Origin of the sequence: Streptomyces sp. MB09-01, assembly GCF_033794505.1 — a bacterium.
Taxonomy (GTDB): Bacteria; Actinomycetota; Actinomycetes; order Streptomycetales; family Streptomycetaceae; genus Streptomyces.
Map to the genome: position 1 here is coordinate 34,640 of NZ_JARAYQ010000023.1, position 24,243 is coordinate 58,882.

Here is a 24,243-nt window from a genome sequence, read left to right on the forward strand (position 1 = left end):
CTACGAGCCCGCCGGTGCCGTTCCGCCCGGCGGGACCCGGGCCGGGTGGGCGCGGCAGTCCGGATCTGCCGCGCCGTCTCCCGGGGCCCCGCCCCGGACCCTCCCCCGGACTTCGTCCGGGCCCCCCACGCCTCGAACGCCGGCGGGGCCGGACCTGCGCGTCTAGGAACGGAGCGCGCGGGCCAGTTGGCGGGACTGGGCGACCAGGTGGTCCGTCGAGTCCCAGACCTCGGCGTCCTCCTCCAGGAAGCCGCCGGCCAGGTTGCGGGTGGTGATGGCGACCCGGAGCGGTCCGGGGGCCGGGCGGCGCCGGATGTGGGTGGTGAGTTCCACCGTGGGGGTCCAGGCCACCAGGCCGAGGTCGAAGGCGGTCGGCGGCAGCGCGTCCACCGCCAGCAGCATGGACAGCGGGTCGGCGTCGCGGCCGTCGGCCAGCTCGAACCAGGCCCGCATCTCGCCCTTGCCCGACGGGGCGCCGACGGCCCATCCGGCGGTCGCCGGGTCCAGGCGGAGCCGGAGCCGGTCCACGATGGCGGAGCTGCCGGGGATCGGGGCCGGGCCGGCCTCGGGGCCGATGCAGTCCTCGTAGGCGGGCATGAGGGGCGGCTCGGCCACCGTGCGCACGTCGTCCGGCAGGGCCGCGAGGTCGCCGTAGGAGGCGAGGACGCGGATGCGCTCGACCTCGGCGCCGCTCTCGTCGTACTGGAACAGCGAGGCCTGACCGGTGGAGAGGGTGCGGCCGACGCGTACCACCTGCGTGCGGATCACGGCGGGGCCGGGCACGGAGGAGGTCAGGTAGTGCGCGGAGACGGTGAAGGGGTCCGGGTGCGGGAGGGCCGCGGAGAGGGCCCGGCCGACCAGGGCCAGCAGGTAGCCGCCGTTGACGGCGGCGATGATCGTCCACCCGGCGGAGAGTTCCGCGTCGTACACCCCGGGCTCGCCCGCGCGTGCGGTGATGCTGGTGTCGCGGTCGAACTCACTGTCGCCGATGGATGCCTTGGCAGCTGCGTGTGACATGAAAACGACGGTACACCGGCTTACTACTAAGCGGTAGCTTTCTTCTGTTACGGCTCTTCGGCCACCGAAGAGCGCCGGTTCCAGGCCAGCGGAGCCCTCCAGTGGTAGCGCATGGCGAGGATCCGCAGGACGAACGTGGTGACGATCGCCAGGCCGGTGGTGATGCCGTTGAGGGAGTCCAGGGCGATGAAGACGGCGACCATCGCGGCGCCGACGGTCGCGGGCACGGCGTACATCTCGCGGTCGCGCAGCAGCGAGGGCACCTCGTTGACGAGTACGTCGCGCAGCACGCCCCCGCCGACGGCCGTCGCGAGACCGAGCGCGGCGGACGCGGTGAGGCCGAGGCCGTACTCGTAGGCCTTGGTCGTGCCCGTCACGCAGAACAGCGCGAGGCCGGCGGCGTCGAAGACGTTGATGGCCCGGTTGATCCGCTGGACCTCGGGGTGCAGGAAGAAGACGAGCGCGGCGGCGATCAGCGGCGTGACGAAGAAGCTGAGCTCGCCGAAGGCGGCCGGCGGGACGGCGCCGATGACGAGGTCGCGGAAGAGGCCGCCGCCGAGGGCCGTGACCAGGGCGAGGACGGCGATGCCGAAGACGTCGAAGTTCTTGCGGACGGCGAGCAGGGCGCCTGCGGTGGCGAAGACGAAGATGCCGGCGAGGTCCAGCGCATGCTGGACCCCGGGCGGGAAGAGATCGTGGAGCACGGGGTCATTGTCGCCCCTTGGCTCCCGCCGTTGTGCTCCCGCCCGGGTTACGGGGCGGGCGCGGGTGCGGGCCGCGGGGCGGTGCGGCTCAAAGACCTGGGGCTCCGCCCCAGACCCTCCCCCAGACTCCGTCCGGGGGGACCCCCACGCCTCACACGCCGGCGGGGCCGGAAGTGCTGGGCGGGGCTGGATCGTCCAGCCCCGCCTGCCCGACTACTCCGTCGCCTTCGTCACCGCGTCCGCCGCGCCGGGCAGGGGCTTGTCGCCCGGGGCCTGGTCGGGGGCGTTCTCCGGGTGGTGGCAGGCCACCTGGTGGCCCGTCTTCAGGGTCAGCAGCGGCGGTTCCTGCGTCGTGCAGATCTGCGTGGCCTTCCAGCACCGCGTGTGGAAGCGGCACCCGCTCGGCGGCGAGATCGGCGAGGGCACGTCGCCCTTGAGCAGGATGCGCCCGCTCTTCGCGCCCCGCCGACGCGGGTCCGGCACCGGTACGGCCGACAGCAGCGCCTTGGTGTACGGGTGCATCGGGTTCTCGTAGAGCGCGGTCCGGTCGGCCAGTTCGACGAGCTTGCCGAGGTACATCACGGCGATGCGGTCGGACACGTGCCGGATGACCGACAGGTCGTGCGCGATGATCACGTACGTGAGGCCGAGCTCCTCCTGGAGGTCGTCCAGCAGGTTGACCACCTGGGCCTGGATCGACACGTCCAGCGCCGAGACCGGCTCGTCCGCGACGACCAGCTTCGGATTCAGGGCCAGGGCGCGGGCGATGCCGATGCGCTGGCGCTGACCGCCGGAGAACTCGTGCGGGTAGCGGTTGTAGTGCTCCGGGTTGAGGCCCACCAGCGCCAGCAGCCGCTGGACCTCCGCCTTGAGCCCGCCCTCCGGCTGCACGCCCTGGAGCTTGAAGGGGGTGCTGACGATCGTGCCGACCGTGTGCCGCGGGTTCAGCGAGCCGTACGGGTCCTGGAAGATCATCTGGATGTCCCGGCGCAGCGGCCGCATGGCCGAGGCCCCGAGGTGGGTGATGTCCCGGCCCTCGAACTCGATGCTGCCGCCCGTGGGTTCCAGCAGCCGGGTGATCAGCCGGCCCATCGTGGACTTGCCGCAACCGGACTCGCCCACGACGCCGAGGGTCTCACCGCGCCGCACCTCGAAGTCGAGGCCGTCGACGGCCTGGACCGCGCCGGACTGGCGCCGCAGCAGTCCCTTGTGGATCGGGAAGTGCTTGGTGAGCCCGGACACCTTGAGCAGCGGCCCGTCCTGCTCCGCCCGCTGCGCGGGGACGCCGGGGGCGTCCTTCTTCTTCATGTCCTCGGTCACAGCTTCGGCGCAATCTCTTCGGTCCAGATCCGGGTCCGCTGCTCCGTCGACATGTGGCAGGCGGACCAGTGCTTGTCCCCGTCCTCCGTCAGCTCGGGCCGCCGGGTGCGGGTGATCCCGTCCTCGGGCACGTCGGCGTACGGGCAGCGCGGGTTGAAGGCACAGCCGCTGGGGATGTTGATCAGGCTGGGCGGCGAGCCCTTGACCGGGATGAGCCGCTCGGTCTGGTCGCGGTCGATGCGGGGCATCGAGCCGAGCAGGCCCCAGGTGTACGGGTGCCGGGGCTCGTAGAAGACCTTCTCGGCGGAACCGCGCTCCACGCACCGGCCGCCGTACATCACGAGGATGTCGTCGGCCATCTCGGCCACCACGCCGAGGTCGTGCGTGATCATGATGACCGCGGAGCCGAACTCCTTCTGCAGGTCCCGGATGAGGTCGAGGATCTGCGCCTGGACGGTGACGTCGAGGGCGGTCGTCGGCTCGTCCGCGATGAGCAGCTCGGGGTTGTTCACCAGCGACATCGCGATCATGGCGCGCTGGCGCATGCCGCCCGAGAACTCGTGCGGGTAGTTGTCCACCCGCTTGTCGGGCTCGGGGATGCCGACGCGGTCCAGCATCTCGACCGCCCGGGCGCGGGCGACCTTCTTGCTCACCGGGTGGTGGACCCGGTAGGCCTCCACGATCTGGGAGCCGATCGTGTAGTAGGGGTGCAGCGCGCTGAGCGGGTCCTGGAAGATCATCGCCATCTCCCGGCCGCGCAGCCGGCGCACCTCCTCCGGGTCGGCGGAGAGCAGTTCCTTGCCGTTGAGCCAGATCTCGCCCGAGAGGGAGGCGCTCGAGCGGCCGCCGTTGCCCACGCGGTGCAGGCCCATGAGGGCCAGGGAGGTGACGGACTTGCCGGAGCCCGACTCGCCCACGATGCCGAGGGTCTTGCCCTTCTCCAGCTGGAAGGAGAGTCCGTCGACCGATTTCACCAGGCCGTCGTCCGTGGGGAAGTGGACCCGCAGGTCGCGGACGTCGAGGAAGGTCCCGGGCGTGCCGGGGGCCGTCGCCGTGCCGGTGGCCGGTCCGGTGCCCGTTCCGGTGCCGGTTTCGGTGCCCTGACCGGCACCGCTGACGGGCTTCGTCGGGTCGGTCACGACAGCCTCACCCTCGGGTCGATGATGGCGTAGACGAGGTCGACCACCAGGTTGCAGAACACGATGAAGAACGCGGCGAACAGGGTCACGCCGAGGATCTTCGGGAGGTCGTTGACCGCGATCGCCTGATAGGCGTACTCGCCGACCCCGTGGTACGAGAAGACGGTTTCGGTGACGATGGCGCCGCCGAGGAGGAGCCCGAAGTCCATGCCGAAGATGGTGATGATCGGCGTCAGCGCGGACCGCAGTCCGTGCCGGGTCACCACCACGCGCTCGCGCAGGCCCTTGGCGCGGGCCGTCCGGATGTAGTCCTCGTTCATCGTCTCCAGCATTCCCGCCCGGGTGAGGCGGGCGTAGAGCGCCGAGTAGAGGAAGGCGAGGGTGCACCAGGGCAGGACGAGCGCCTGGAACCAGCCGGCCGGGTCGTCGGAGAAGTCGACGTACACGTTGGTGAAGATCGGCCAGTTGAAGACGAACAGCGCCAGCGACAGGACACCGGTGAAGAACATGGGCAGCGAGACGCCGGCCAGCGCCACGCCCATGGCCACGCGGTCGAAGAGCGAGCCCGGCCGCAGGGCGGAGATGACGCCGGTGGTCACGCCGGTGACCAGCCAGACGACGGCCGCGCCGAAGGCGAGGGAGGCCGTGATCGGCAGGCGTTCCAGCATCTGGGGCCAGACCTCGACGTGGTCCTTGAAGGAGTAGCCGAGGCAGGGGGCGTGGCACTGCGAGGGCTGCGGGCCGAAGTTGAACTCGCGGCCGACGAATATCCCCTTCAGGAACTCCCAGAACTGCTGGTGCAGGGGCTTGTCGAGGCCGAGGTTCTGCTTGACCGCGGCGATCGACTCCGGTGAGGGGTTCTTGCCGATGTACTGGGTGGCGAGCGAGTCGACGGTGCCGCCGGCCAGCCTGGGCAGCAGGAAGAAAATCGCAAAGGTGATCGCGCTGACGACGAGCAGCAGGGCCACCGCGGCGATCATCCGCCGGACGATGTACACAAACACGAGGGTCGGCTTCGGCGTCCGCCGGCCCGTACGGCTCCCCGGTCGGGGGAGCCGCACGAGCCGGCGTGCACTGCTGCCTTCACCTGCCTTCCACGGTTCTGGCAGATCGGGCTGAAAGGTCGGGCCTTACTGGGTTCGGACTTACTTCAGGCCGACGTTGAGGTAGTCGTACTGGCCGCTCCAGGCCGGGTTCGACACCGCGTTGGTGATCTTCGGCGAGCGGTAGTGCAGCACCTTGAAGTAGGTCAGCGGCACGATGACCGCCTCATCCATGACCTTCTTGTCGATGTCGCCGTAGACCTTCTCGCGGGCGGCCGGGTCGGTGTTGGCGATGTTGGCGTCGAGCATCCCGTTGATCTCGGGGCTGTTCAGCTGCGACAGGTTGGTGTTACCGGTCTTGCCGATCGCACCGCCGTGGACCACCTGCTGGAGGAAACCGAAGCCGGTCGGCCAGTCGGCACCCCACTGCATCATCATGAGGCCGATCTTGTTGTCCTCGGTGAACTTCGGGACACCCGCGTAGTCACTGAAGTACTTGCCGGCCGGGTACTGCTGGATCTTGACGGTGATCCCGACCTTCTTGAGCGAGGCCTGGATCGCGGTGGCCATGTCGACCTCACCGGCACGGTCGTTGCGGGCCGTGATGGTGGTCTCGAAGCCGTTCGGCTGGCCGCAGGCGGTCAGCAGCTCCTTGGACTTGGCCTCGTCACCCTTGTTGTCCGGGGTCTTGTAGGTGTCGAAGTCGACGTGGCCCGGGATGTCCGTCGGCAGCACCGTGCTGGCGACGGCGCCGCGGACCGGTCCGCCGAACGCGGTCTGCACCGAGACCTTGTCCACGGCGTACTGGACGGCTTTGCGGCACTCGACCTTGTCGAAGGGCGCCACCTTGGTGTTGATCGCCATGTAGACCAGGCGACCGCCCTGCGCGTTGTCGGTGTTCGGGTCCTTCGAGCTCAGCAGCTCCGACTGGGTCTGCTGGGCGACGCCGTTGCCGACGATGTCGATGTGCGAGTTGCCGGCCTTCAGGTTGGAGTCGATCGTCTCCTGGTTGACCTTCAGCTTGACGACGATCTTGTCCGGCAGCTGCTTGCGGAGCGGGTCGTTGCCGGCGTCCCAGTTGGGGTTGCGGACCAGGACGGCCTGCTTGTCCTGCTCGTAGCTCTCGAACATGTACGAGCCGGAGGAGAGGATGTGCTTGACGTAGTCCGCGCCGTCGTCCTTGGCCTTCGGCACCGGGGCCGACTGCGGGTTGGCGAGGAGGTAGTCGAACTCCGCGAAGGGCTGCTTGAGCTTGAAGACGATGGTGTGGTCGTCCGGGGTCTCGATGGACTTCAGACCCTCGTCGCTCTTGTCCTTGTACGGGCCTTCGTACTTCGGCTCGTTGTCCTTGAGGTACTGGGCCAGGTAGCTCGGGCCGTTCGAGTGGACGTCACGGGCGAAGTTGCTCCGCTCGACGCCGTACTTGACGTCCTTCGAGGTGACCTCGGTGCCGTCGCTGTACTTCACGCCCTTGCGGAGCTTGTACGTCCAGGTGGCGCCGCCGTCGCTCGGGACGCCCAGGGACTCGGCGAGGTCCGGCACGACCTTGTTGCCCTCGGCGCCCGGAGCCGGGGCGAAGGTGGTCAGCGGACGCGCGTACAGGCGGCTGAAGTTGAAGACGAAGCCGTAGTACGTGTTGCCCGGGTCGAACGAGTCGGGCGTGTCGGACGCCTCGTAGACGAGCGTCCCGCCCTTCTTGTCCGAGGCGTTGACGACACCCGTGACGGCTGCGTTGGCGGCGGAACCCTTGCCGTCGCCCTCGCCCGTCTTGTCCCCGCCGCTGCACGCGGAGGCGCCCATGGCGATGCTGATGGCGGCCACGAGCACCGCAGCTGATCTCGACCTGCTTTTCATGGTGGAGTTAAGCCCCCTGATTCAGAGTGGAGTGGTGATGGGGTGGGCGGTGGCCCGGCCGCGCCCGAGGAAACGGTTCAGCGGCGGCTCTTGGGGTCCAGGGCGTCCCGCAGACCGTCGCCGAGCAGGTTGAAGGCGAGCACGGTGATGAAGATCGCCAGGCCCGGCACGACCATGTACATCGGGTCGACCTTGTAGTACCTGACGGCCTCGCTCAGCATTCCGCCCCAGGAAGCCTGCGGGGGCTGGATACCGACGCCCAGGAAGCTCAGGGACGCCTCGAAAAGGATGTTGGTGGGGATGAGCAGGGTCGCGTAGACGAGGATCGGCGCCACCAGGTTCGGGAGCAGTTCCTTGAAGACGATGAACGGGCCCCGCGCGCCCAAGGAGCGTGCCGCGTCGACGAACTCCCGTTCGCGCAGCGACAGCGTCTGCCCGCGCACGATGCGCCCGATGTAGGGCCAGCCGAAGAAGCCGATCACGAACACCAGCACGCTGATGTGGAGCGGCAGCCCCTCCAGTCCGAACGCCCCGCCCTGCAGCGCGGCCGAGATGGAGATCGCGAACAGCAGCAGCGGGAAGGCGAGGAAGGTGTCCATCATCCGGCTGATGACGGTGTCGGCCCAGCCGCCGTAGTAGCCGGCGACGACGCCCAGCACCGAGCCGATGACCACGGACAGCAGCGTCGATCCGAAGGCCACGAGGAGTGACACCCAGGAGCCCTCCAGGATGCGGGTGGCGATGTCACGGCCGAACTTCGGCTCCACGCCCAGCGGGTGGGACCAGCTGATGCCGCCGAAGGAGCCGATGGGGGTCGCGAGCGACGGGTCGATCAGATCCTGGTGCAGGGCGTCGGGATCGAGGCCGAAGATCGCCTGGATCGGCTGCGAGAGAACGGCCAGCACGACCAGGACGAGGACGACGATCCCGCCGGCCATCGCGACCCGGTCCCGCTTGAGGCGGGTCCATGCGATCCGGCCGAGCGAGCGGCCCTCAATCGCCCCTTGCTTCGCCCCGTCCGGGCTGGCGCCGGGCTGGGGCCGCGCGGGCCCGCTGGTCTCGGTAGGTGCCGTCATCGTGGTGGGGACCCCTCTCGGCCGGCTGGTGGCCGGCCCCTGCCAGCCGCTGTGACGGCCTGGTTCACATCGTGGCGCGGTTGTCGCTGGTTGCCGGCGGTTCGTCGCTGCGGATACTGCTCGCGAAATGCGGATGAAGAGCGGGGACCCGCTGGTTGGGCCCTCTCAGTGGGGGGAGTCTTCAACGGTCTCTCGATCACCCGCCAGACCCGACGGGGATGTGATGCGCAACCGTGATGTGACGAGTCGACTTCCGTTATCCGAACGGCGCACCCGCCTCAGCGGTTCAAGAGCTCACGTTCGGCGCGGAACGGACATCCCTCTCAACTGCCTTTTCGTACATGGATCTTGGGTCTATTCAGCGGATATGCCGAAGGCCGCACCGATGGGTCCGGTGCGGCCTTCGAGGTGGATGTCTCGATATGTGGATGCGGGGATCAGTACGTCGGCGCCTGGCCCTCGCGGTCGTAGAAGGGGCGGGTCTGCGCGCGCAGCCACATCGCCACCGGGTCGTGCTCGTCCGCCAGCGCGACCGTGCACACCGGGACGCCCTCGGGGACCACCCCGACGGACTGCCGCATCATCTCCCGTACGGATTCCAGCGCGGGCGTGGAAGCGTCGTACAGGTCGAGCCCGACCGCGAGGTACGGGGACCCGAGCGCGGGCTGCACCCAGGCGCGGCGCAGCGACCGGACGGCGGGCGTGCGGTGCGCGTGCTGGGTCAGCAGCCCGTAGAACTGCGGGAGCTCGATGGCGGGCTCGGAGAGCCGCAGCGGGCCGGCCGGCATCCGGTCCAGACCGGTGGCGATCCGGCGCAGGTCGGCCCAGGGCACGCCGAGGCCGCCGCCCTGGGCGTGCGGGTTGAGCCACAGGCCCCAGCGGTCCGGGTAGAGCGCGCGGGCGATGTCCCGCCCGGTGACCACCTCGTAGCCCCGGTTCCAGCCGCTGGCGGCCAGCTCCTGCGGGGAGGTGACGCAGGGCGCGTACCCGAGGCCCTCCACCTCCATGCCGCCGTACTGGGCGTCCGGGGAACCCGGCTGCCCCTGCCACAGCAGCATCCAGAGCCGGCCCTCGGACAGGGCATGCAGGAGTGACTCGTAGCTCTCATAGCGCCCGGGAGTCACCTGGCGCATCATGTGCTCGACCTGCCCGGCCGCGGCCGTGCCTGACGCACTCACCCGGTACCCCTCTTCGTCCGCCCGTCGTCCACGCGTGCCCCTCAGCTTAAGCGGCCCTACGCGAGGTAGAAGGGGCGTACGCGCTCACGAATCCAGTCCGTGACCGGGTCCTGGGCGGCGTCGAGGAGGATCAACTGCACGGGCCACGGCGGCGGGACGCGGGTCAGGGCCCGCCCCAGGGCCTCCATCGGGGCCTCGCGCATCTCGGGTTCCCATCCCACCAGTCGGACACCGATGAACAGCTCCGGCGCCCCGCCCTCGATGCTGGCGAGGCAGCGGTGCGCGGCCGCGACCACACCGGTGGCCCGGAACTCCTCGGTGGCGGCGGCCAGGAAGTCCACCGGGTCCTCCTGCCAGTCGGGCTCGTAGAGCCGGACGCGTCCGCCGGTGGAGGGGCCGTCGAGCGGGGTCCGGCCGGTGCGGCAGAGCTCCGCGACGGCCGGCGGGGGCAGCGGGACGCCGACGGCGCCGTCGGGATTGAGCGCGATGCCGAGCTGCGGGGGCAGGCCGCGGGCGAACTCCACGGCCGGGGCCACGGCGAAGCCCATGCCGGGGCCGACGCAGGCGAGGAACTGGGCCTCGGAGGTGTAGACGGGGACGTACGCCGCCCCGCCGATGTCCATCGTGGGCAGGGTGAGGTCGGCGGAGTCCGGGCCGCCGCCGCCGGGCAGGGGGACCCACACCTGGCTGCGCCCGAGCACCTCCAGGATCCGCCCGCCGGCGTCCGGGTGCCCGAGCGCCGCCCCGAGCACCTGCTCCAGCTCATTCCCCGGCCAGCCGCTGCCCTGCATGTGCCCCTGCCTTTGCCTGATCCCGCGCGTGTCGCCCCGCAGGGTACCGGCCCCGTGCGCGGCACCGCCGCCGGGGCTCCGCCCCGGACCGCTCCTCGATCGCCGGAGGGGCCGAAAGGGCCCGGGCTCCGCCGCGAACCCCGCGCCTCGAACGCCGGCGGGGCCGGATCGCGGTGATCAGCTGTGGAAGGCGATCCCCGTCACGGCGGCGGCCGAGCGGCGGTCCAGCAGGGTGACCGAGGCGCAGCCGTGCGGGGGGCGGCCCGCCTCGGCTTCGCGCAGGAGGCGGCCCACCGCGCCGCGGTGGCGGGCGAAGGCGTAGGCGGACACCCGTCGCCCCCGCGCGGCCTGGCCGGAGAGGGCCTCCGCGGGGCTGCTGTCGAGGAGGAGCAGGTGCAGCGCCCGCCCCCGGCGCCGCGCGGCCCCCGCGAGCAGGCCCCGCACCCAGCTCTGCGTACCGCAGTCGTGGACGACGACGGAGGCTCCGGAGCGCAGGAGCCGCCACAGCCCCCAGTAGTGCGCGGCGCGCACCAGCGGCCGGTACACGGCGTACGGCAGCGCCGTCGGCATCCGCCGCTCCCAGCGCTCACGGGTGTCCTGGGAGTCGACGGCGCCGCCCTCGGCCGCCGCCCGCTTGATCAGCGTGCTCTTGCCGCCGCCGGGCAGGCCGGACACCACGACGATGTCCCCGTCCGCGAAGGCGAGCCGCTGCGGGCCGTGCACCGCGGGGCCGCGCAGGTCGCGGACGGGGCGGATGCCGGGGTCCGCGGCCCGCCGGCGCCCGTGGTCCCGTCCGTGCGCGCCGCGCTGCGCCGGCACCGCTTCCACGGTTCCCGTCGTCGTCACCACTCCGAATCTCCGCACAGTGTTCGCCTCCCCCGAATCGGGTCGCCAGGACCCTTGCCCACTGAGTGTAAAGAGACGGTAATCCGGCAGCCCCGGTTCCGGTCCGCCCACTCGGGGTACCGTACGAACTTTCGGACCCCTCCGCCCGATCACGGGCATGGCGTGCAATGATGTGCGCCATCTGGACCAACTGCATACCGGCCGCTTGAATCCGCGCGGGAGAGTCCCGGCACGCCGCAAGGCCGTGCGCGGGCGCCGAAGGAGCAAGATCCTCCCTTGAATCTCTCAGGCCCCGTACCGCGTGGATGAGGCAGATCTGAAAAGCGAGCTGCTCGACGGCTCCACCCAAGGTGCAAGCCGAGGAACTCTCGGCGAACCTCTCAGGTTCCGATGACAGATGGGGAGGACCCTCCTCGTCATGTCATGCCCTGGGACTCGGGAGCCACACCCATGAGCACTGCCCCCCGTCTGACCGCCCTCGACGCTCTGCACCGCTCGCTCGGTGCGACCATGACCGACTTCGCGGGCTGGGACATGCCGCTGCGGTACGCCAGTGAGCGCGACGAGCACAACGCCGTACGCACCAAGGCCGGTCTCTTCGACCTGTCGCACATGGGCGAGATCACGCTGACCGGCCCGGAGGCCGTCAAGGCTCTCGACTACGCACTGGTCGGCAACATCTCCACGGTCGGCGTCGGCCGCGCCCGCTACACGCACATCTGCCAGGAAGACGGCGGGATCGTCGACGACCTGATCGTCTACCGCCTCGGCGAGACCGAGTTCATGGTCGTCGCGAACGCCTCCAACGCGCAGGTCGTCCTCGACGCCCTGACCGAGCGCGCCGCCGGCTTCGACACCGAGGTCCGCGACGACCGCGACGCGTACGCGCTGCTCGCGGTGCAGGGCCCGGAGTCCCCCGGCATCCTGAAGTCCCTGACGGACGCCGATCTGGACGGCCTCAAGTACTACGCCGGCCTGCCGGGCACCGTCGCGGGCGTCCCCGCGCTGATCGCGCGTACGGGCTACACCGGCGAGGACGGCTTCGAGCTGTTCGTCGCGCCCGAGCACGCCGTGGAGCTGTGGCAGGCGCTGACCAAGGCGGGCGAGGGCGTCGGCCTGGTGCCGGCCGGCCTGTCCTGCCGCGACACCCTGCGCCTGGAAGCGGGCATGCCGCTGTACGGGCACGAGCTGTCCACCTCCCTGACCCCCTTCGACGCGGGGCTGGGCCGGGTCGTGAAGTTCGAGAAGGAGGGGGACTTCGTCGGCCGCGCCGCGCTGGAGGCCGCCGCCGAGCGCGCCGCCACCAATCCGCCGCGCAAGCTGGTCGGCCTGATCGCCGAGGGCCGCCGCGTCCCGCGCGCCGGTTTCCCGGTCGTCGCCGACGGTCAGGTGATCGGCGAGGTCACCTCGGGCGCCCCGTCCCCGACGCTGGGCAAGCCGATCGCGATGGCGTACGTGGACGCGGCGCACGCCGCGCCCGGCACCTCCGGCGTCGGCGTCGACATTCGCGGTACGCATGAGCCGTACGAGGTCGTGGCGCTGCCGTTCTACAAGCGGCAGAAGTAGCTCCACGCACCACGTCCGCCGTCCGGTAACCCGTACGGCGCCGTCTCAGTACCCAAGACCACAGTTCGTATCCACTCCCCCGCATCCAGGAGAATCAGGTCATGAGCAACCCCGAGAAGCTGCGTTACACCAAGGAGCACGAGTGGCTGTCGGACGCCGTGGACGGCGTCGCGACGGTCGGCATCACGGAGTTCGCGGCCAACGCGCTCGGTGACGTCGTCTACGCCCAGCTCCCCGAGGTCGGCGAGACCGTGACCGAGGGCGAGACCTGTGGCGAGCTGGAGTCGACCAAGTCGGTCAGCGACCTGTACTCCCCCGTCACCGGTGAGATCGTCGAGGCCAACCAGGACGTCGTGGACGACCCGGCGCTCGTGAACACCGCCCCCTTCGAGGGTGGCTGGCTCTTCAAGGTCCGCCTCTCGGAGGAGCCGAAGGACACGCTGTCCTTCGAGGAGTACACCAAGCTCACCGCCGGTAACTGACCCCAGGGGACCCTGATGTCTGTACTGAACACCCCTCTCCACGAGCTCGACCCGGACGTCGCCGCCGCCGTCGACGCCGAGCTCGTGCGCCAGCAGTCCACCCTGGAAATGATCGCGTCGGAGAACTTCGCTCCGGTCGCCGTCATGGAGGCCCAGGGCTCGGTCCTGACCAACAAGTACGCCGAGGGCTACCCGGGCCGCCGTTACTACGGCGGCTGCGAGCACGTCGACGTCGTCGAGCAGATCGCGATCGACCGCATCAAGGCGCTCTTCGGCGCCGAGGCCGCGAACGTCCAGCCGCACTCGGGTGCGCAGGCGAACGCCGCCGCGATGTTCGCGCTGCTGAAGCCGGGCGACACGATCATGGGCCTCAACCTGGCCCACGGCGGTCACCTGACCCACGGCATGAAGATCAACTTCTCCGGCAAGCTCTACAACGTGGTCCCGTACCACGTCGACGAGACCGGCGAGGTGGACATGGCCGAGGTCGAGCGCCTGGCCAAGGAGTCCAAGCCGCAGCTGATCGTCGCCGGCTGGTCCGCGTACCCGCGCCAACTGGACTTCGCCGCCTTCCGCCGGATCGCGGACGAGGTCGGCGCGTACCTGATGGTCGACATGGCGCACTTCGCCGGCCTGGTCGCCGCGGGCCTGCACCCGAACCCGGTGCCGCACGCCCACGTCGTCACGACCACCACGCACAAGACCCTCGGCGGTCCGCGCGGCGGTGTCATCCTGTCGACGCAGGAGCTGGCCAAGAAGATCAACTCCGCGGTCTTCCCGGGTCAGCAGGGCGGCCCGCTCGAGCACGTGATCGCGGCCAAGGCCGTCTCCTTCCTGGTCGCGGCCTCGCCCGAGTTCAAGGAGCGCCAGGAGCGCACCCTGGAGGGCGCGAAGATCCTCGCCGCCCGCCTGGTCCAGGACGACGTCAAGGCCGTGGGCGTGGACGTCCTCACCGGCGGCACCGACGTGCACCTGGTCCTGGTCGACCTGCGCAACTCCGAGCTGGACGGCCAGCAGGCCGAGGACCGCCTCCACGAGGTCGGCATCACGGTCAACCGCAACGCCATCCCGAACGACCCGCGGCCGCCGATGGTCACCTCGGGTCTGCGGATCGGTACGCCGGCCCTCGCCACCCGCGGTTTCGACGCCGAGGCCTTCACCGAGGTCGCCGAGATCATCGCGCAGGCGCTGAAGCCGGCGTACGACGCCGAGTCCCTCAAGGCGCGCGTCTCGGCGCTCGCCGAGAAGTTCCCGCTGTACCCGTCGCTCTAGGGCAACGGCTCGGGCAGGCCCGGCCTTGTTTCGCACAGGGCCGGGCCTTTTCCGTGGCCCGGGGCGCGGCCCTCGACGTCGGGGCCGCGAAAGCCGCCGTACAGGTCGGCGTAACCAGGACCCTCACGAACTGACGTACGCTGATGAACCGGGCAAGGGCGCCCACGAGGTGATCTTTGCCCCCAATCCCTGCAAAGTCCGCACCCTCCGTCGGCCGCCTCGCTACGCTGCGAGAGCGTCTGGACGGTCCGTTCCCCGCCACCGCGGGGATGACCCGGGAGTCCGCTAACGTGGCCATTTCCGTTTTCGATCTCTTCTCGATCGGCATCGGTCCGTCCAGCTCGCACACCGTGGGTCCGATGCGGGCCGCCCGCATGTTCGTGACCCGGCTGAAGAAGGACGGCGTGCTCGCCCAGACCGCCTCCGTCCGGGCCGAGCTCTTCGGCTCCCTCGGCGCGACCGGCCACGGCCACGGCACCCCCAAGGCGGTGCTGCTGGGCCTGGAGGGCCACTCCCCCCGCACGGTGAACGTCGAGACGGCGGACGACGAGGTGGAGCGCATCCGCAAGAGCGGCCGGCTGCGGCTGCTCGGCGCGGAGATAGGCGATGGGCACGAGATCGCCTTCGACGAGCCGAACCAGCTGATCCTGCACCGCCGGCGCTCCCTGCCGTACCACGCGAACGGCATGACGCTCTTCGCGTACGACGAGGCCGGCGCCCCGCTGCTGGAGAAGACCTACTACTCGGTCGGCGGCGGTTTCGTCGTGGACGAGGACGCGGTCGGCGAGGACCGGATCAAGCTCGACGACACGGTGCTGAAGTACCCCTTCCGCTCCGGCGACGAGATGCTGCGCCTCGCGAACGAGACCGGCCTGTCGATCTCCTCGCTGATGCTGGAGAACGAGAAGGCCTGGCGCACCGAGGAGGAGATCCGCGAGGGCCTCCTGGAGATCTGGCGCGTCATGCAGTCCTGCGTCTCGCGCGGCATGTCCCGCGAGGGCATCCTCCCCGGCGGCCTGCGGGTCAAGCGCCGGGCCGCCTCCACGGCGCGCCAGCTGCGCACCGAGGGCGACCCGATGATGCACCGCAGCGAGTGGACGACGATCTACGCGATGGCGGTCAACGAGGAGAACGCGGCGGGCGGCCGGGTCGTGACCGCGCCGACCAACGGCGCCGCGGGCGTCCTCCCGGCGGTGCTCCACTACTACGTGAACTTCGTGCCGGGCGCGGACGAGGACGGCGTGGTCCGCTTCCTCCTCGCGGCGGGCGCGATAGGCATGCTCTTCAAGGAGAACGCATCGATCTCCGGCGCCGAGGTCGGCTGCCAGGGCGAGGTGGGCTCCGCCTGCTCGATGGCGGCCGGCGCCCTCGCCGAGGTCCTCGGCGGCACCCCGGAGCAGGTCGAGAACGCGGCCGAGATCGGCATGGAGCACAACCTGGGCCTGACCTGCGACCCGGTCGGCGGCCTGGTGCAGATCCCCTGCATCGAGCGCAACGGCATGGCCGCGGTCAAGGCCGTCACCGCCGCCAAGATGGCGATGCGCGGCGACGGCACCCACAAGGTCTCCCTCGACAAGGTCATCAAGACCATGAAGGAGACCGGTGCGGACATGAAGGTGAAGTACAAGGAGACGGCCCGCGGCGGCCTCGCGGTCAACGTCATCGAGTGCTGATCGCCGACCGGTGACGGAAGGGGCCCGGCGTACGCGCCGGGCCCCTTCCCGTTTCCGCCACCCGCCGCCCGCTATCCGCGGCGCAGCGCCTTGAGGACCCCCTTGGCGAAATCGTCCACCGACGCGTCGTACGCCTTGAGGCTCTCGGCAGTGGGCGGTGTGCGGGCCTCGGCCGTGACCGTCACGTCGATCATCATGTTGCTGTCGCGCAGCCGCAGCGCGCGCACCTGCCGCAGCTCGGTCGGCTTGTTGAAGGCGAACCGGTAGGCCTCCTTGCCGACGCCCTTCACCTCGGTGAGGCCGCTGTCCGGCATGTCCTTGGCCGTGTTCTCGCGGCCCCGGGCGAAGACGTCCTTGGAGAAGTCGACGCTCTCCGTGTAGGCGAGGTCCAGCTCCACCTTGACGTTGCCGTACTTCGCCGGGCCGGTCTCGACGAGCGGCTGGACGCACTTGACGCCCGGGGCGCCCTGGCCGGACCGCTTGTCCCGGTCCGCGGCCTCCTCGCGCGCGCCGAGCGGGTCGGCGAGCTCTCCGTACGGAAGCGCGTTGCAGACCTCGTCCGTGGCCACCCAGCGGTAGCCGCCCTTCCCCTCCTGCGAGACCTCGCGGTCCGCGTCGCCACCGCAGGCGGTGGCCGCCAGGACGAGGGCCACGGCGACCGTTCCATGACGGGAAAAGCGGTGAAGACGCATCCGGTTCTCTCCTGTCGAGCGGGCCAGGTTCCAGTCAACCACCCTGCCATCAAAGGGAGTTGCACAGCGATGGATTGACCCAAGAAGAACGGGAACCGCCGGATCTGCCCTGGCGTCCTAGGCTGTGCCACCAGTCCCCGTCTCTCAGGAATCGAGGGGACGTCATGATCCACGCACGTCTCCGGCAGATCGTGGCCCTGGCCTCCGGCGCTCTGCTCGCCGCCTGCCTCTCCTTCGCCGCACCTGCCTCGGCCGCCACCTCCACCGCCGCCCCTACCGCCGCCACCGTCACCCAGAGCCAGACCCCGCTCGTCGTCAATGCCCGCTGGGGCGGGCACGCCACGTACGACCGGCTCGTCATCGACCTGCAGGGGTACGTCCCCGACGTGACCGTCACCCCCGTCCCGCAGCTGGTCTACGACGGGTCCGGAAAGCCCGTGCCGCTGGCCGGGAAGTACTTCCTGGAAATCCGCTTCAACCCCGCCGCCGCGCACAACGACGCGGGCCAGAGCGTCTACCAGGGCCCCAAGCTCCAGAAGATCTACCTCAGCAAGCTCAAGGGCATCGCCCTGACCGGCGACTACGAGGGGTACGTGACCTTCGGCGCCGCCTTCGACACCGTGCCGTACTACCGCGCCTACACCCTGCACTCCCCGGAGCGGTTCGTCGTGGACATCTCGCACGTCACCCAGTGACGGGCGGAGGCCGACGGAGCGACGGGCCCGGGGCGTCGCACGTGCCCCGGGCCCTGCGCCGGCCCCCGGTCACCCGGCCGGGCGGATCCTCATCCGGCTCGGGTCGCCGTCGCCGAACCAGTCCTGCGTGCACGCGTACCGGCCCGGCGCGGCCGCGCCCACCAGTCCGAGGCAGGCCGCCATCGCCCGCTGCCCGTGGGCGTTGGGGTGCATGGACTCCTCCAGCGCACCCTGGGTGTTGGCGTGGTCCAGGAAGCGGAACCACTCGTGCTCGCGCGGATCCGGCCCGACCTGGCCGGTGATCGTGCCGAAGCCTTGCTGCGGCGGCCCGGGCCCTGCTGCGGGAGGCCCTCGCCAGCTGCCGTCGGATGAACGCCCGGCCGCTGCCTGCGGCGCTGGCGGAGGTGCCGGCGTAGGGGGCGGGCACCGCGCGCCGGCGTCCGCGGGTGGGCCTCCCGTCACCTCCGCCAGAACAGGTGGTGCGTCACACCACTGGGACTGGGCACGACGTCGAGGTGGAACCGGTCGAGCAGCTCATCGGGGGACTCCCAGAGCCTGGCCCCGGATCCGATCTCCACCGGCGAGACCGCCACGTGCAGGGTGTCGACGAGGTCGGCGTCGAGGAACTCGCGGATGGTGGTGGCCCCGCCGCCGAGCCGGACGTCCTTGCCCTGCGCTGCTTCCCGCGCGCGCTCGAGGACCGTCGCCGGGTCGGCGTCGATGAAGTGGAAAGTGGTGTCGGAGAGCGTGAACGACGGGCGCGGGTGATGGGTCATGACGAACACGGGGGTGTGGAACGGGGGCTCCTCACCCCACCAGCCGCGCCAGTCGTGGTCGGTCCAGGGCCCGCGCTGGGGCCCGAACTTGTTGCGGCCCATGATCTCGGCGCCGATGTTGTGCGCGAAGTCCCGCGTGAAGTAGTCGTCGAGGCCCCGGCTCCCCCCGGGGTCGGTGCGGTTGGGCCAGCTCGCGGTGGCTCCGGCCCACGCGAACAGCTCGCCGGGATCGGCGTCGCCGAACGGCCGCGCGAGGCTCTGGTGCTCACCGGCACCGAATCCGTCGCGCGAGACGTTGAAGTTCTGGACTCTCAGCAGTTGCTCCACGGGCTTCCTCCAGTCTGGTCGACGACGATGAGACCGGCCGGGCTGGGAAAACTCATCGCTGTGCGGCCAACCGTTCCGCGCGCCCCGGCGGCACGGGCTCAGCGGTGCTCGGGGTTGGGGAAGTCGAAGCGGCAGCCGGCGTCCCACAGCGAGCGCTGGTTGCCGTGGGCCGGGATGCCGCCCGAGCGCTTGAGCAGGGCGGCCAGGTGCATCAGGTTCCACGACATGAAGGTGGTGTTCCGGTTGGTGAAGTCGTTCTCGGGACCGCCCGAGCCCTGGTCGAGGTAGGACGGCCCGGGCCCGGCCTCGCCGATCCAGCCCGCGTCGGCCTGCGGCGGGATCACGTAGCCGAGGTGCTGGAGGCTGTAGAGGATGTTCATGGCGCAGTGCTTGACGCCGTCCTCGTTGCCGGTGATCAGCGCGCCGCCGACCCGCCCGTAATAGGCGTACTGGCCCTGCTCGTTCAGCAGGGAGGAGCAGGCGTAGAGCCGCTCGATGACCTGCTTCATCACGGAGCTGTTGTCGCCGAGCCAGATGGGGCCGCACAGCACGAGGATGTCGGAGTCCATGATCTGGCTGTAGAGGACCGGCCACTGGTCGCTCTCCCAGCCGTGCTCGGTCATGTCCGGCCAGACACCCGTCGCGATGTCGTGGTCGACGGCCCGGATGAGCGAGGTGCGGGCGCCGGCCGCTTCCATGACCGCGCGGCTCTTCGCGATCAGGCCGTCGGTGTTGCTGGTCTCGGGCGAGCGCTTGAGGGTGCAGTTCACGTACACGGCGGTGAGGTCTGGGTATTCGAAGTCGGCGGACACTCCCCCAGCCTGTGGACGGCCGGGCCCGGCCGCCAGCCGGGGGAGGCCGTACGGGGGCGGCCGTACGGGGGCGCCCGCAAATCTAGGATGGCGCCATGTCCCTCCCGCATGCCATCCTCACCGCCCTGCTCGAGAAGCCCTCGTCCGGGCTGGAGCTGACCCGGCGGTTCGACAAGTCGATCGGGTACTTCTGGTCGGCGACGCACCAGCAGATCTACCGCGAGCTCGGGCGGCTGGAAGAGGCCGGGCTGATCCGGGCGCTGCCCAGCGAGGTGCCCGTGCGGGGGCAGAAGAAGGAGTACGAGGTGCTGCCCGGCGGCAGTGCGGAGCTGGCCCGGTGGGTCGGCGAGAGCCAGGACCCGAAGCCGATGCGCGACCCGCTGCTGCTGCGGATCCGGGCGGCGGGCGTGGTGGGGCCGCAGGGGCTCGGCCCTGAGCTGCGGCGCCATCTGGACCTGCACCGGCGCCAGCTGGCGCAGTACGAGGCCATCGAGGAGAAGGACTTCCCTCCGGGACGGGACGCCGTGGAGGACCGGCTGCGCCGGCTCGTCCTGCACGGCGGGATCGCCCTGGAGACGTTCTGGCTGACCTGGCTGGAGGAGGCCCTCGCCGAGGTCGGGGACATGTCCGGGCCGGAGGCCTGACACGTACGCACGCGCGCTCCCGCCCCGGCCGGCCGCCGGGCCGGGGTGTGTCGGGGCGGGAGCGGAGGGACTACTTGTTCAGGGAGGCCCAGAACTCGTCGAAGCTCAGCAGGCCGTCGCCGTTCGCGTCCTTGGCGGCGATCACGGCGTCCGCGACCGGGCCGGTGACGAACGGGTCGCCCATGGCCGCCATGGCCGCCTTGAACTCGTCGGCCGTGACGAAGCCGTCACCGTTCACGTCGAACTTGCCGAACGTCGTCCGTGCGTTCTCGATGTCCGCCACTGGGTCCACTCCTTCTTGATGCCTGTTGACCGGCTCAGAGTAGCGGTCTGCCCGGCCCACCCCCGCCGCGGGTCCCGTTCGAGCGGCAGAAATAACTTCAATTACCCTTCCGTAATGCGGAAGCGATAATTCCAGCCAACGAATCCGGCCCGCACTTGTCACGCTCCGGGGCCACGGCATAACGTAACGGCATTGCCGCCACACCAGGAGCGCAGGGCTCCCAGGGACAAGCGGCGACAAGGGCGATCACACAGGTGACGATCACAGCTGACGCATCATTCGAAGTTCTGCCCTTCACCCGCACCTGTCGCCACATCTGGGAAGACGGCGACCATGTGCTCATCGGAGTGAGTCCCGGAAACAGCTACTTCACTTCCGAGCGCATCGCCGGCCTCGCCCAGTGGGCCACGACCTGCTTCGCGCAAGTCGACTTCGTCTACGCCGACCTCCACGTGGACCGGATGTTCGCCGCTTTGGGCTACACCCGGGAGCATGCGGAAAAGCGCGCGGCGAAGGAAATCAAGGCGGTCCGGCGGCGGATCCTCAAGGGCGTGGAGGAATCAGGGCCGGGGCAGGCGGATGTCCGCGTGCGCCCCCTGTCGGAGTTCCAGTCGAACCCCGTTTACCAACTGCTGCACCGTCGCGTCCTGCATTTCCTGGAAACCGACGACGAATTCCGCAAGAGCTGCGAGAAGATGGCCCTGCATTTCATCGGCTCCAAGTTGCCGGAAGATGAATCGATCACCGACGACCAGTTGCAGGTCTGTTTCGATTACATGGCGGCCGAGCTGCCGTTCTTCGTGGACACCCCGAGCATTCTCGACGTGCCGTCCTCGGTGGCGGCCTACCACGTCAGGATGCCGCTGACCGACGTCCTCTTCGCGCGCGGCGGGGGCCTGCGCGCCACCCGCAACCAGGCCTACGCCGTCGTGCGGCCCGAGCCCGCCGCGGCCGCCGCACCTCACGGCGCCGTGAACCCCGCACCAGCCGAAGGGACCGTCGATGAGCGTCGAGCAGCTTGAGGGCGGGGAGGGCCGGGAGCCGCAGCCGCTCCTCGACTTCCCGCTCTCGCGGCGCGGTGACGTCCTCCCCGAGGAGTGCGGCTGGCTGCGCGAGAAGGCCCCGGTCGCCCGGGTCCGCACCCTCACCACCGGGGACCCGGCCTGGCTGGTGAGCAGCTACGCGCCGGCCAAGCAGGTGCTGGAGGACGAGCGCTTCAGCCTCAAGGACACGGCGAACGCCGGGGTCCCGCGCCGGTACGCGCTGACGATCCCGCCCGAGGTCGTCAACAACATGGGCAACATCAACGGCGCCGGCCTGCGCAACGCCGTGATGAAGGCGCTCAATCCGCGCCAGAAGGGGCTCCAGGACCTGCTGCGCGCCCGGGCCGGCGGGCTCATCGACCGGCTCGTGGCGGAGGGCGGCCCGGCCGACCTCCGGGCGGGGTTCGCCGACCCCTTCTCGGCGGCCCTGCACTGCCAGGTGCTCGGGGTGCCCTTCGCGGACCGGCGCCGGCTGATGCCGGGGCTGGACGTGGCGTTCATGACCGCGCGCGAGCCGTTCGCCGACTCGGCCCTCAACTGGTAGAAGGACGTGGGCTACTTCGCCGAGCAGTTGGGCGTCCGGCTCGCCCTGCCCCCCGAGGAGCGTACGGGGCTCCTCGGGAGGTTCGCCGGGCTGAAGGAGGCGGACCCGGAGTCGGCCCATCTGACCGACGACATGTTCGCGACGGTCGCCGTCTCCTTCTTCGGCGCGGGCGCGGTATCCCCCTCGGCGTTCCTCACCCTCGCGGTCCTCGCGCTGCTCCAGAGGCCCGAGCTGCTCCCGTACCTGCGCGAGCACCCGGAGCGGATGGGCAGGGCGGTCGACGAGCTGCCGCGCTGGAACCTGTCCGTCGGCGACGGCCTGCCGCGCATCGCCCTGGCGGACGTCCCGGTCGGCGAGGTGCCGGTGAGGGAGGGCGAGCTCGTCCTCGTCCTCCTGGAGGGGGCCAACTTCGATCCGGAGGCCTTCGAGAACCCGGACGAGCTGGACCTGGAGCGCGAGGGCCCGAACGCCCATCTCGCCTTCGGCGCCGGGCGGCACTTCTGCCCGGCCTCCGCGCTGGGCCGGGCACACGCCGAGATCGCACTGGAGGTGCTGGTCGAGCGGCTGCCCGGGCTGCGCCTCGCGGTGCCCCCCGAGAACCTCGTCTGGCGCACGGGCTTCATCGAGCGACTTCCGGAGCGTCTTCCGGTCGCCTGGTAGTCCGTGGCCCGACGGGTCGATGACGGTGTCCCGGGAGTTGTGCGAGCCCCCGGGGCGCCGTCGTCACGTCCTTGGGAGGCAGGAGCCTTCGGCTACCGGAAGATCCCGGTGTGGCCGAGCGAGTAGCGGCCGGGCTGCGGGTACACCGCGAGCCCGTGCGGGCCGCCGCCGACCGGGATCCGGGCGAGCTGCTTGCCGGTGACGGTGTCGATCGCGTACACCTCGGAGTTGTAGCGGCCCGACAGCCACAGCACCTTGCCGTCGGCCGAGACCCCGCCCATGTCGGGGCTGCCTCCGTCCGGCAGCGTCCACTTCTTGGTGAGCTTGTTCTCGGGGAAGTTGAAGACCGAGATCGTGCCCTCGCCGCGGTTGGAGACGTACATCTCCTTGGAGTCTCGGCTCACGTACAGGCCGTGGCAGCCCTTGCCGGTGGGCAGCAGCTTGGGGGTCTCGAAGGTGTCGCCGCTGAGCACCCACATGCCGTCCGCCATCATGTCCGCGACGTAGAAGGTCTTCCCGTCCGGCGAGATCTTGACGTCCTGCGGCATCGCGCCCTCGAACGGCAGCTTCTGCTGGCCGATGACCTCCATCCGCTCGGTGTCGACCTTGAGGAGTTCGCCGGAGAACTCGCAGCTCACGATGAAGTAGCGGCCGTCGGCGGAGAAGTCCGCGTGGTTGACGCCGTAGCAGGTCACCGGGACGGTCTTCACGCGGTCCATCGTGTGCGGATCGCGGAAGACGAGCTCCTTGTCCATCGAGGCCATGACGATCGCGTACTTGCCGTTCGGCGTGAAGTACAGGTTGTACGGGTCGTGCACCTCGACGGGCTTTCCGGCCTCGCCGGTGGCCGGGTTGATCGGGGTGAGCGTGTGGCCGCGGTTGTTGTTGACCCACAGGGTCTTCATGTCCCAGGAGGGCACCACGTGCTGGGGCTGGACGCCGACCGGGATGGTGTCGATGACCTGGTAGGTCACCGGGTCGATGACGGACACCGTGTTGGAGCTGGTGTTCGGCACGTAGACGCGCGACGGGAAGTCCTTGACCACCGGGGAGAGCTTGTTCGGCCGGTCCGCCGCGTAGACGTCTTTCGGATCGAGGACCGGAGGCATGCCGGGGAGGCCGGGCGGGAGGGCCGGGACGGCCTTGACGGGCTTGGCCGGGCCCTTGGTGCCGAGCGCCTCGGCGGGCCCCTTGTCGGCTGCTCCGCAGCCGGCCAGGGCGGCGAGGACCAGACCGGCCAGCAGCACGGTGACCTTCCGGGGAAGGCGGGTGGTCGTCATTGGGTCAGCAGCTCCGTGGTGGTCACCGCGCGCAGCTTGCGGCGCGCGAGTTCTTCGAGGAGGGGAGGCATCGCGTCGACCGTGTCCGCGTAGCCGAAGTGCAGGCTCACCACCGATCCGCCTTGGATCGTCCCGGTGACGGTGCGGATGACGGCCGCGGCGCCGGGCGAGGTGAAGTCGAGGGAGTCCACGTCGTACGAGAGGACGTGCGGGTAGCCGGCCCGCCGGGCCAGTTCCTGGACGAGCGGGGTCGCGTACTGCGTCTGGGAGGGCCGGAACCAGGTGCCGATGGAGCCGGTGAGCCGCTTGAGCCGCTGGGCGCAGCCGGTGATCTCTGCGTAGGCCTGCGCCTCGGGGAGGTCGTTGACCGCGAGGTGGCGCTGGGTGTGGTTGCCGAGCTCGTGACCGCCGTCGAGGACGCGGCGGGCCATGTCCGGGTGGGCGTCGAGCCAGCTGCCGATCGCCAGAACGGTGACCCGCGCGCCCCCGCGTTCGGCCTCGGCCAGGACCGCCTTGGCGAGGGCGG

The 24,243-nt window shown here is 70.4% G+C and carries 26 protein-coding genes and 1 riboswitch; of the genes, 9 read left to right on the plus strand and 17 right to left on the minus strand.

What is annotated here, in order from left to right; all coding sequences use genetic code 11:
• Positions 1–162: 162 nt before the first annotated feature.
• The 10 genes from PV721_RS07735 to PV721_RS07780 form a co-directional block, all read right to left on the minus strand.
• The gene (locus PV721_RS07735; protein ID WP_319722084.1) at positions 163–1,017 is read right to left on the minus strand and encodes a thioesterase family protein; all 855 of its coding nucleotides are present in this window, start codon (positions 1,015–1,017) and stop codon (positions 163–165) included.
• 47 nt (positions 1,018–1,064) lie between these two features.
• Complete coding sequence (locus PV721_RS07740) at positions 1,065–1,721, minus strand: trimeric intracellular cation channel family protein (protein WP_319722085.1); 657 nt, start codon at positions 1,719–1,721, stop codon at positions 1,065–1,067.
• Positions 1,722–1,934: 213 nt separating this feature from the next.
• Positions 1,935–3,029, minus strand: coding sequence for a dipeptide ABC transporter ATP-binding protein (locus PV721_RS07745; RefSeq protein WP_319722111.1), 1,095 nt, complete (start codon positions 3,027–3,029; stop codon positions 1,935–1,937).
• 8 nt (positions 3,030–3,037) lie between these two features.
• Positions 3,038–4,180 (minus strand): ABC transporter ATP-binding protein, encoded by a 1,143-nt coding sequence (locus tag PV721_RS07750; RefSeq protein ID WP_319722086.1) that lies wholly within the window; start codon positions 4,178–4,180, stop codon positions 3,038–3,040.
• On the minus strand, positions 4,177–5,184 hold the full coding sequence (locus tag PV721_RS07755; protein WP_319722087.1) for an ABC transporter permease: 1,008 nt from the start codon (positions 5,182–5,184) through the stop codon (positions 4,177–4,179). Before PV721_RS07755 ends, PV721_RS07750 begins: the two co-directional genes overlap by 4 nt.
• Before the next feature lie 141 nt (positions 5,185–5,325).
• Positions 5,326–7,023, minus strand: a complete 1,698-nt coding sequence (locus tag PV721_RS07760) for an ABC transporter substrate-binding protein (RefSeq protein WP_319722112.1) — start codon at positions 7,021–7,023, stop codon at positions 5,326–5,328.
• Positions 7,024–7,154: 131 nt separating this feature from the next.
• On the minus strand, positions 7,155–8,153 hold the full coding sequence (locus PV721_RS07765) for an ABC transporter permease (RefSeq protein WP_319722088.1): 999 nt from the start codon (positions 8,151–8,153) through the stop codon (positions 7,155–7,157).
• Between the two features lie 437 nt (positions 8,154–8,590).
• Positions 8,591–9,331, minus strand: a complete 741-nt coding sequence (locus PV721_RS07770) for an enhanced serine sensitivity protein SseB C-terminal domain-containing protein (protein ID WP_319722089.1) — start codon at positions 9,329–9,331, stop codon at positions 8,591–8,593.
• A gap of 56 nt (positions 9,332–9,387) precedes the next feature.
• Positions 9,388–10,122 (minus strand): enhanced serine sensitivity protein SseB, encoded by a 735-nt coding sequence (locus tag PV721_RS07775; protein ID WP_319722090.1) that lies wholly within the window; start codon positions 10,120–10,122, stop codon positions 9,388–9,390.
• A 177-nt stretch (positions 10,123–10,299) separates the two neighbouring features.
• A complete protein-coding gene (locus PV721_RS07780; RefSeq protein WP_416371055.1) occupies positions 10,300–10,968 on the minus strand; it encodes an AAA family ATPase in 669 nt (222 codons plus the stop codon).
• Between the two features lie 206 nt (positions 10,969–11,174).
• Positions 11,175–11,278: riboswitch (glycine riboswitch) on the plus strand.
• Positions 11,279–11,418: 140 nt separating this feature from the next.
• On the opposite strand from PV721_RS07780, the gene gcvT reads away from it, so the two are divergent.
• The 4 genes from gcvT (at position 11,419) to PV721_RS07800 (ending at position 15,961) form a co-directional block, all read left to right on the plus strand.
• Complete coding sequence (gene gcvT / locus PV721_RS07785) at positions 11,419–12,534, plus strand: glycine cleavage system aminomethyltransferase GcvT (RefSeq protein WP_319722091.1); 1,116 nt, start codon at positions 11,419–11,421, stop codon at positions 12,532–12,534.
• A 101-nt stretch (positions 12,535–12,635) separates the two neighbouring features.
• Positions 12,636–13,016 (plus strand): glycine cleavage system protein GcvH, encoded by a 381-nt coding sequence (gcvH, locus tag PV721_RS07790; RefSeq protein ID WP_319722092.1) that lies wholly within the window; start codon positions 12,636–12,638, stop codon positions 13,014–13,016.
• A 15-nt stretch (positions 13,017–13,031) separates the two neighbouring features.
• A complete protein-coding gene (gene glyA / locus PV721_RS07795) occupies positions 13,032–14,288 on the plus strand; it encodes a serine hydroxymethyltransferase (RefSeq protein WP_319722093.1) in 1,257 nt (418 codons plus the stop codon).
• Between the two features lie 290 nt (positions 14,289–14,578).
• Positions 14,579–15,961 carry an L-serine ammonia-lyase gene (locus PV721_RS07800; RefSeq protein ID WP_319722094.1) on the plus strand — a complete coding sequence of 461 codons (1,383 nt, stop codon included), beginning with the start codon at positions 14,579–14,581 and terminating at the stop codon, positions 15,959–15,961.
• Positions 15,962–16,032: 71 nt separating this feature from the next.
• Here PV721_RS07800 and PV721_RS07805 read toward each other — a convergent pair whose 3' ends face one another.
• On the minus strand, positions 16,033–16,653 hold the full coding sequence (locus PV721_RS07805) for a hypothetical protein (RefSeq protein WP_319722095.1): 621 nt from the start codon (positions 16,651–16,653) through the stop codon (positions 16,033–16,035).
• A 164-nt stretch (positions 16,654–16,817) separates the two neighbouring features.
• Between PV721_RS07805 and PV721_RS07810 the strand changes: the two genes are divergently transcribed.
• Positions 16,818–17,348 (plus strand): hypothetical protein, encoded by a 531-nt coding sequence (locus tag PV721_RS07810; RefSeq protein ID WP_319722096.1) that lies wholly within the window; start codon positions 16,818–16,820, stop codon positions 17,346–17,348.
• A 69-nt stretch (positions 17,349–17,417) separates the two neighbouring features.
• On the opposite strand, the gene PV721_RS07815 is transcribed toward PV721_RS07810, so the two are convergent.
• From PV721_RS07815 to PV721_RS07825, 3 genes are all read right to left on the minus strand, one after another.
• Positions 17,418–17,561 carry a hypothetical protein gene (locus PV721_RS07815; protein ID WP_319722097.1) on the minus strand — a complete coding sequence of 48 codons (144 nt, stop codon included), beginning with the start codon at positions 17,559–17,561 and terminating at the stop codon, positions 17,418–17,420.
• 245 nt (positions 17,562–17,806) lie between these two features.
• On the minus strand, positions 17,807–18,451 hold the full coding sequence (locus tag PV721_RS07820) for a dihydrofolate reductase family protein (protein ID WP_319722098.1): 645 nt from the start codon (positions 18,449–18,451) through the stop codon (positions 17,807–17,809).
• A gap of 98 nt (positions 18,452–18,549) precedes the next feature.
• The gene (locus PV721_RS07825; RefSeq protein ID WP_319722099.1) at positions 18,550–19,263 is read right to left on the minus strand and encodes a flavodoxin family protein; all 714 of its coding nucleotides are present in this window, start codon (positions 19,261–19,263) and stop codon (positions 18,550–18,552) included.
• Between the two features lie 95 nt (positions 19,264–19,358).
• On the opposite strand from PV721_RS07825, the gene PV721_RS07830 reads away from it, so the two are divergent.
• A complete protein-coding gene (locus tag PV721_RS07830; RefSeq protein ID WP_319722100.1) occupies positions 19,359–19,907 on the plus strand; it encodes a PadR family transcriptional regulator in 549 nt (182 codons plus the stop codon).
• A gap of 70 nt (positions 19,908–19,977) precedes the next feature.
• Here PV721_RS07830 and PV721_RS07835 read toward each other — a convergent pair whose 3' ends face one another.
• Entirely contained in the window at positions 19,978–20,190 is a 213-nt protein-coding gene (locus PV721_RS07835; RefSeq protein ID WP_319722101.1) for an EF-hand domain-containing protein, read from the minus strand.
• A gap of 254 nt (positions 20,191–20,444) precedes the next feature.
• Between PV721_RS07835 and PV721_RS07840 the strand changes: the two genes are divergently transcribed.
• The 3 genes from PV721_RS07840 to PV721_RS07850 are packed head-to-tail and all read left to right on the plus strand — an operon-like array spanning position 20,445 to position 22,437.
• Positions 20,445–21,212: a tRNA-dependent cyclodipeptide synthase gene (locus tag PV721_RS07840; RefSeq protein WP_319722102.1), complete on the plus strand. Its 768-nt coding sequence runs from the start codon at positions 20,445–20,447 to the stop codon at positions 21,210–21,212.
• The gene (locus PV721_RS07845) at positions 21,193–21,777 is read left to right on the plus strand and encodes a hypothetical protein (RefSeq protein WP_319722103.1); all 585 of its coding nucleotides are present in this window, start codon (positions 21,193–21,195) and stop codon (positions 21,775–21,777) included. Before PV721_RS07840 ends, PV721_RS07845 begins: the two co-directional genes overlap by 20 nt.
• Before the next feature lie 6 nt (positions 21,778–21,783).
• Positions 21,784–22,437 (plus strand): cytochrome P450, encoded by a 654-nt coding sequence (locus tag PV721_RS07850; protein ID WP_319722104.1) that lies wholly within the window; start codon positions 21,784–21,786, stop codon positions 22,435–22,437.
• Positions 22,438–22,529: 92 nt separating this feature from the next.
• Here the strand turns inward: PV721_RS07850 and PV721_RS07855 are convergent, their stop codons facing one another.
• Both PV721_RS07855 and PV721_RS07860 read right to left on the minus strand, forming a co-directional pair.
• Positions 22,530–23,717 (minus strand): YncE family protein, encoded by a 1,188-nt coding sequence (locus tag PV721_RS07855; RefSeq protein ID WP_319722105.1) that lies wholly within the window; start codon positions 23,715–23,717, stop codon positions 22,530–22,532.
• Positions 23,714–24,243 (minus strand): polysaccharide deacetylase family protein (locus PV721_RS07860; protein ID WP_319722106.1); only part of this gene is annotated, 530 nt, incomplete at its 5' end. The genes PV721_RS07860 and PV721_RS07855, both read right to left, overlap by 4 nt.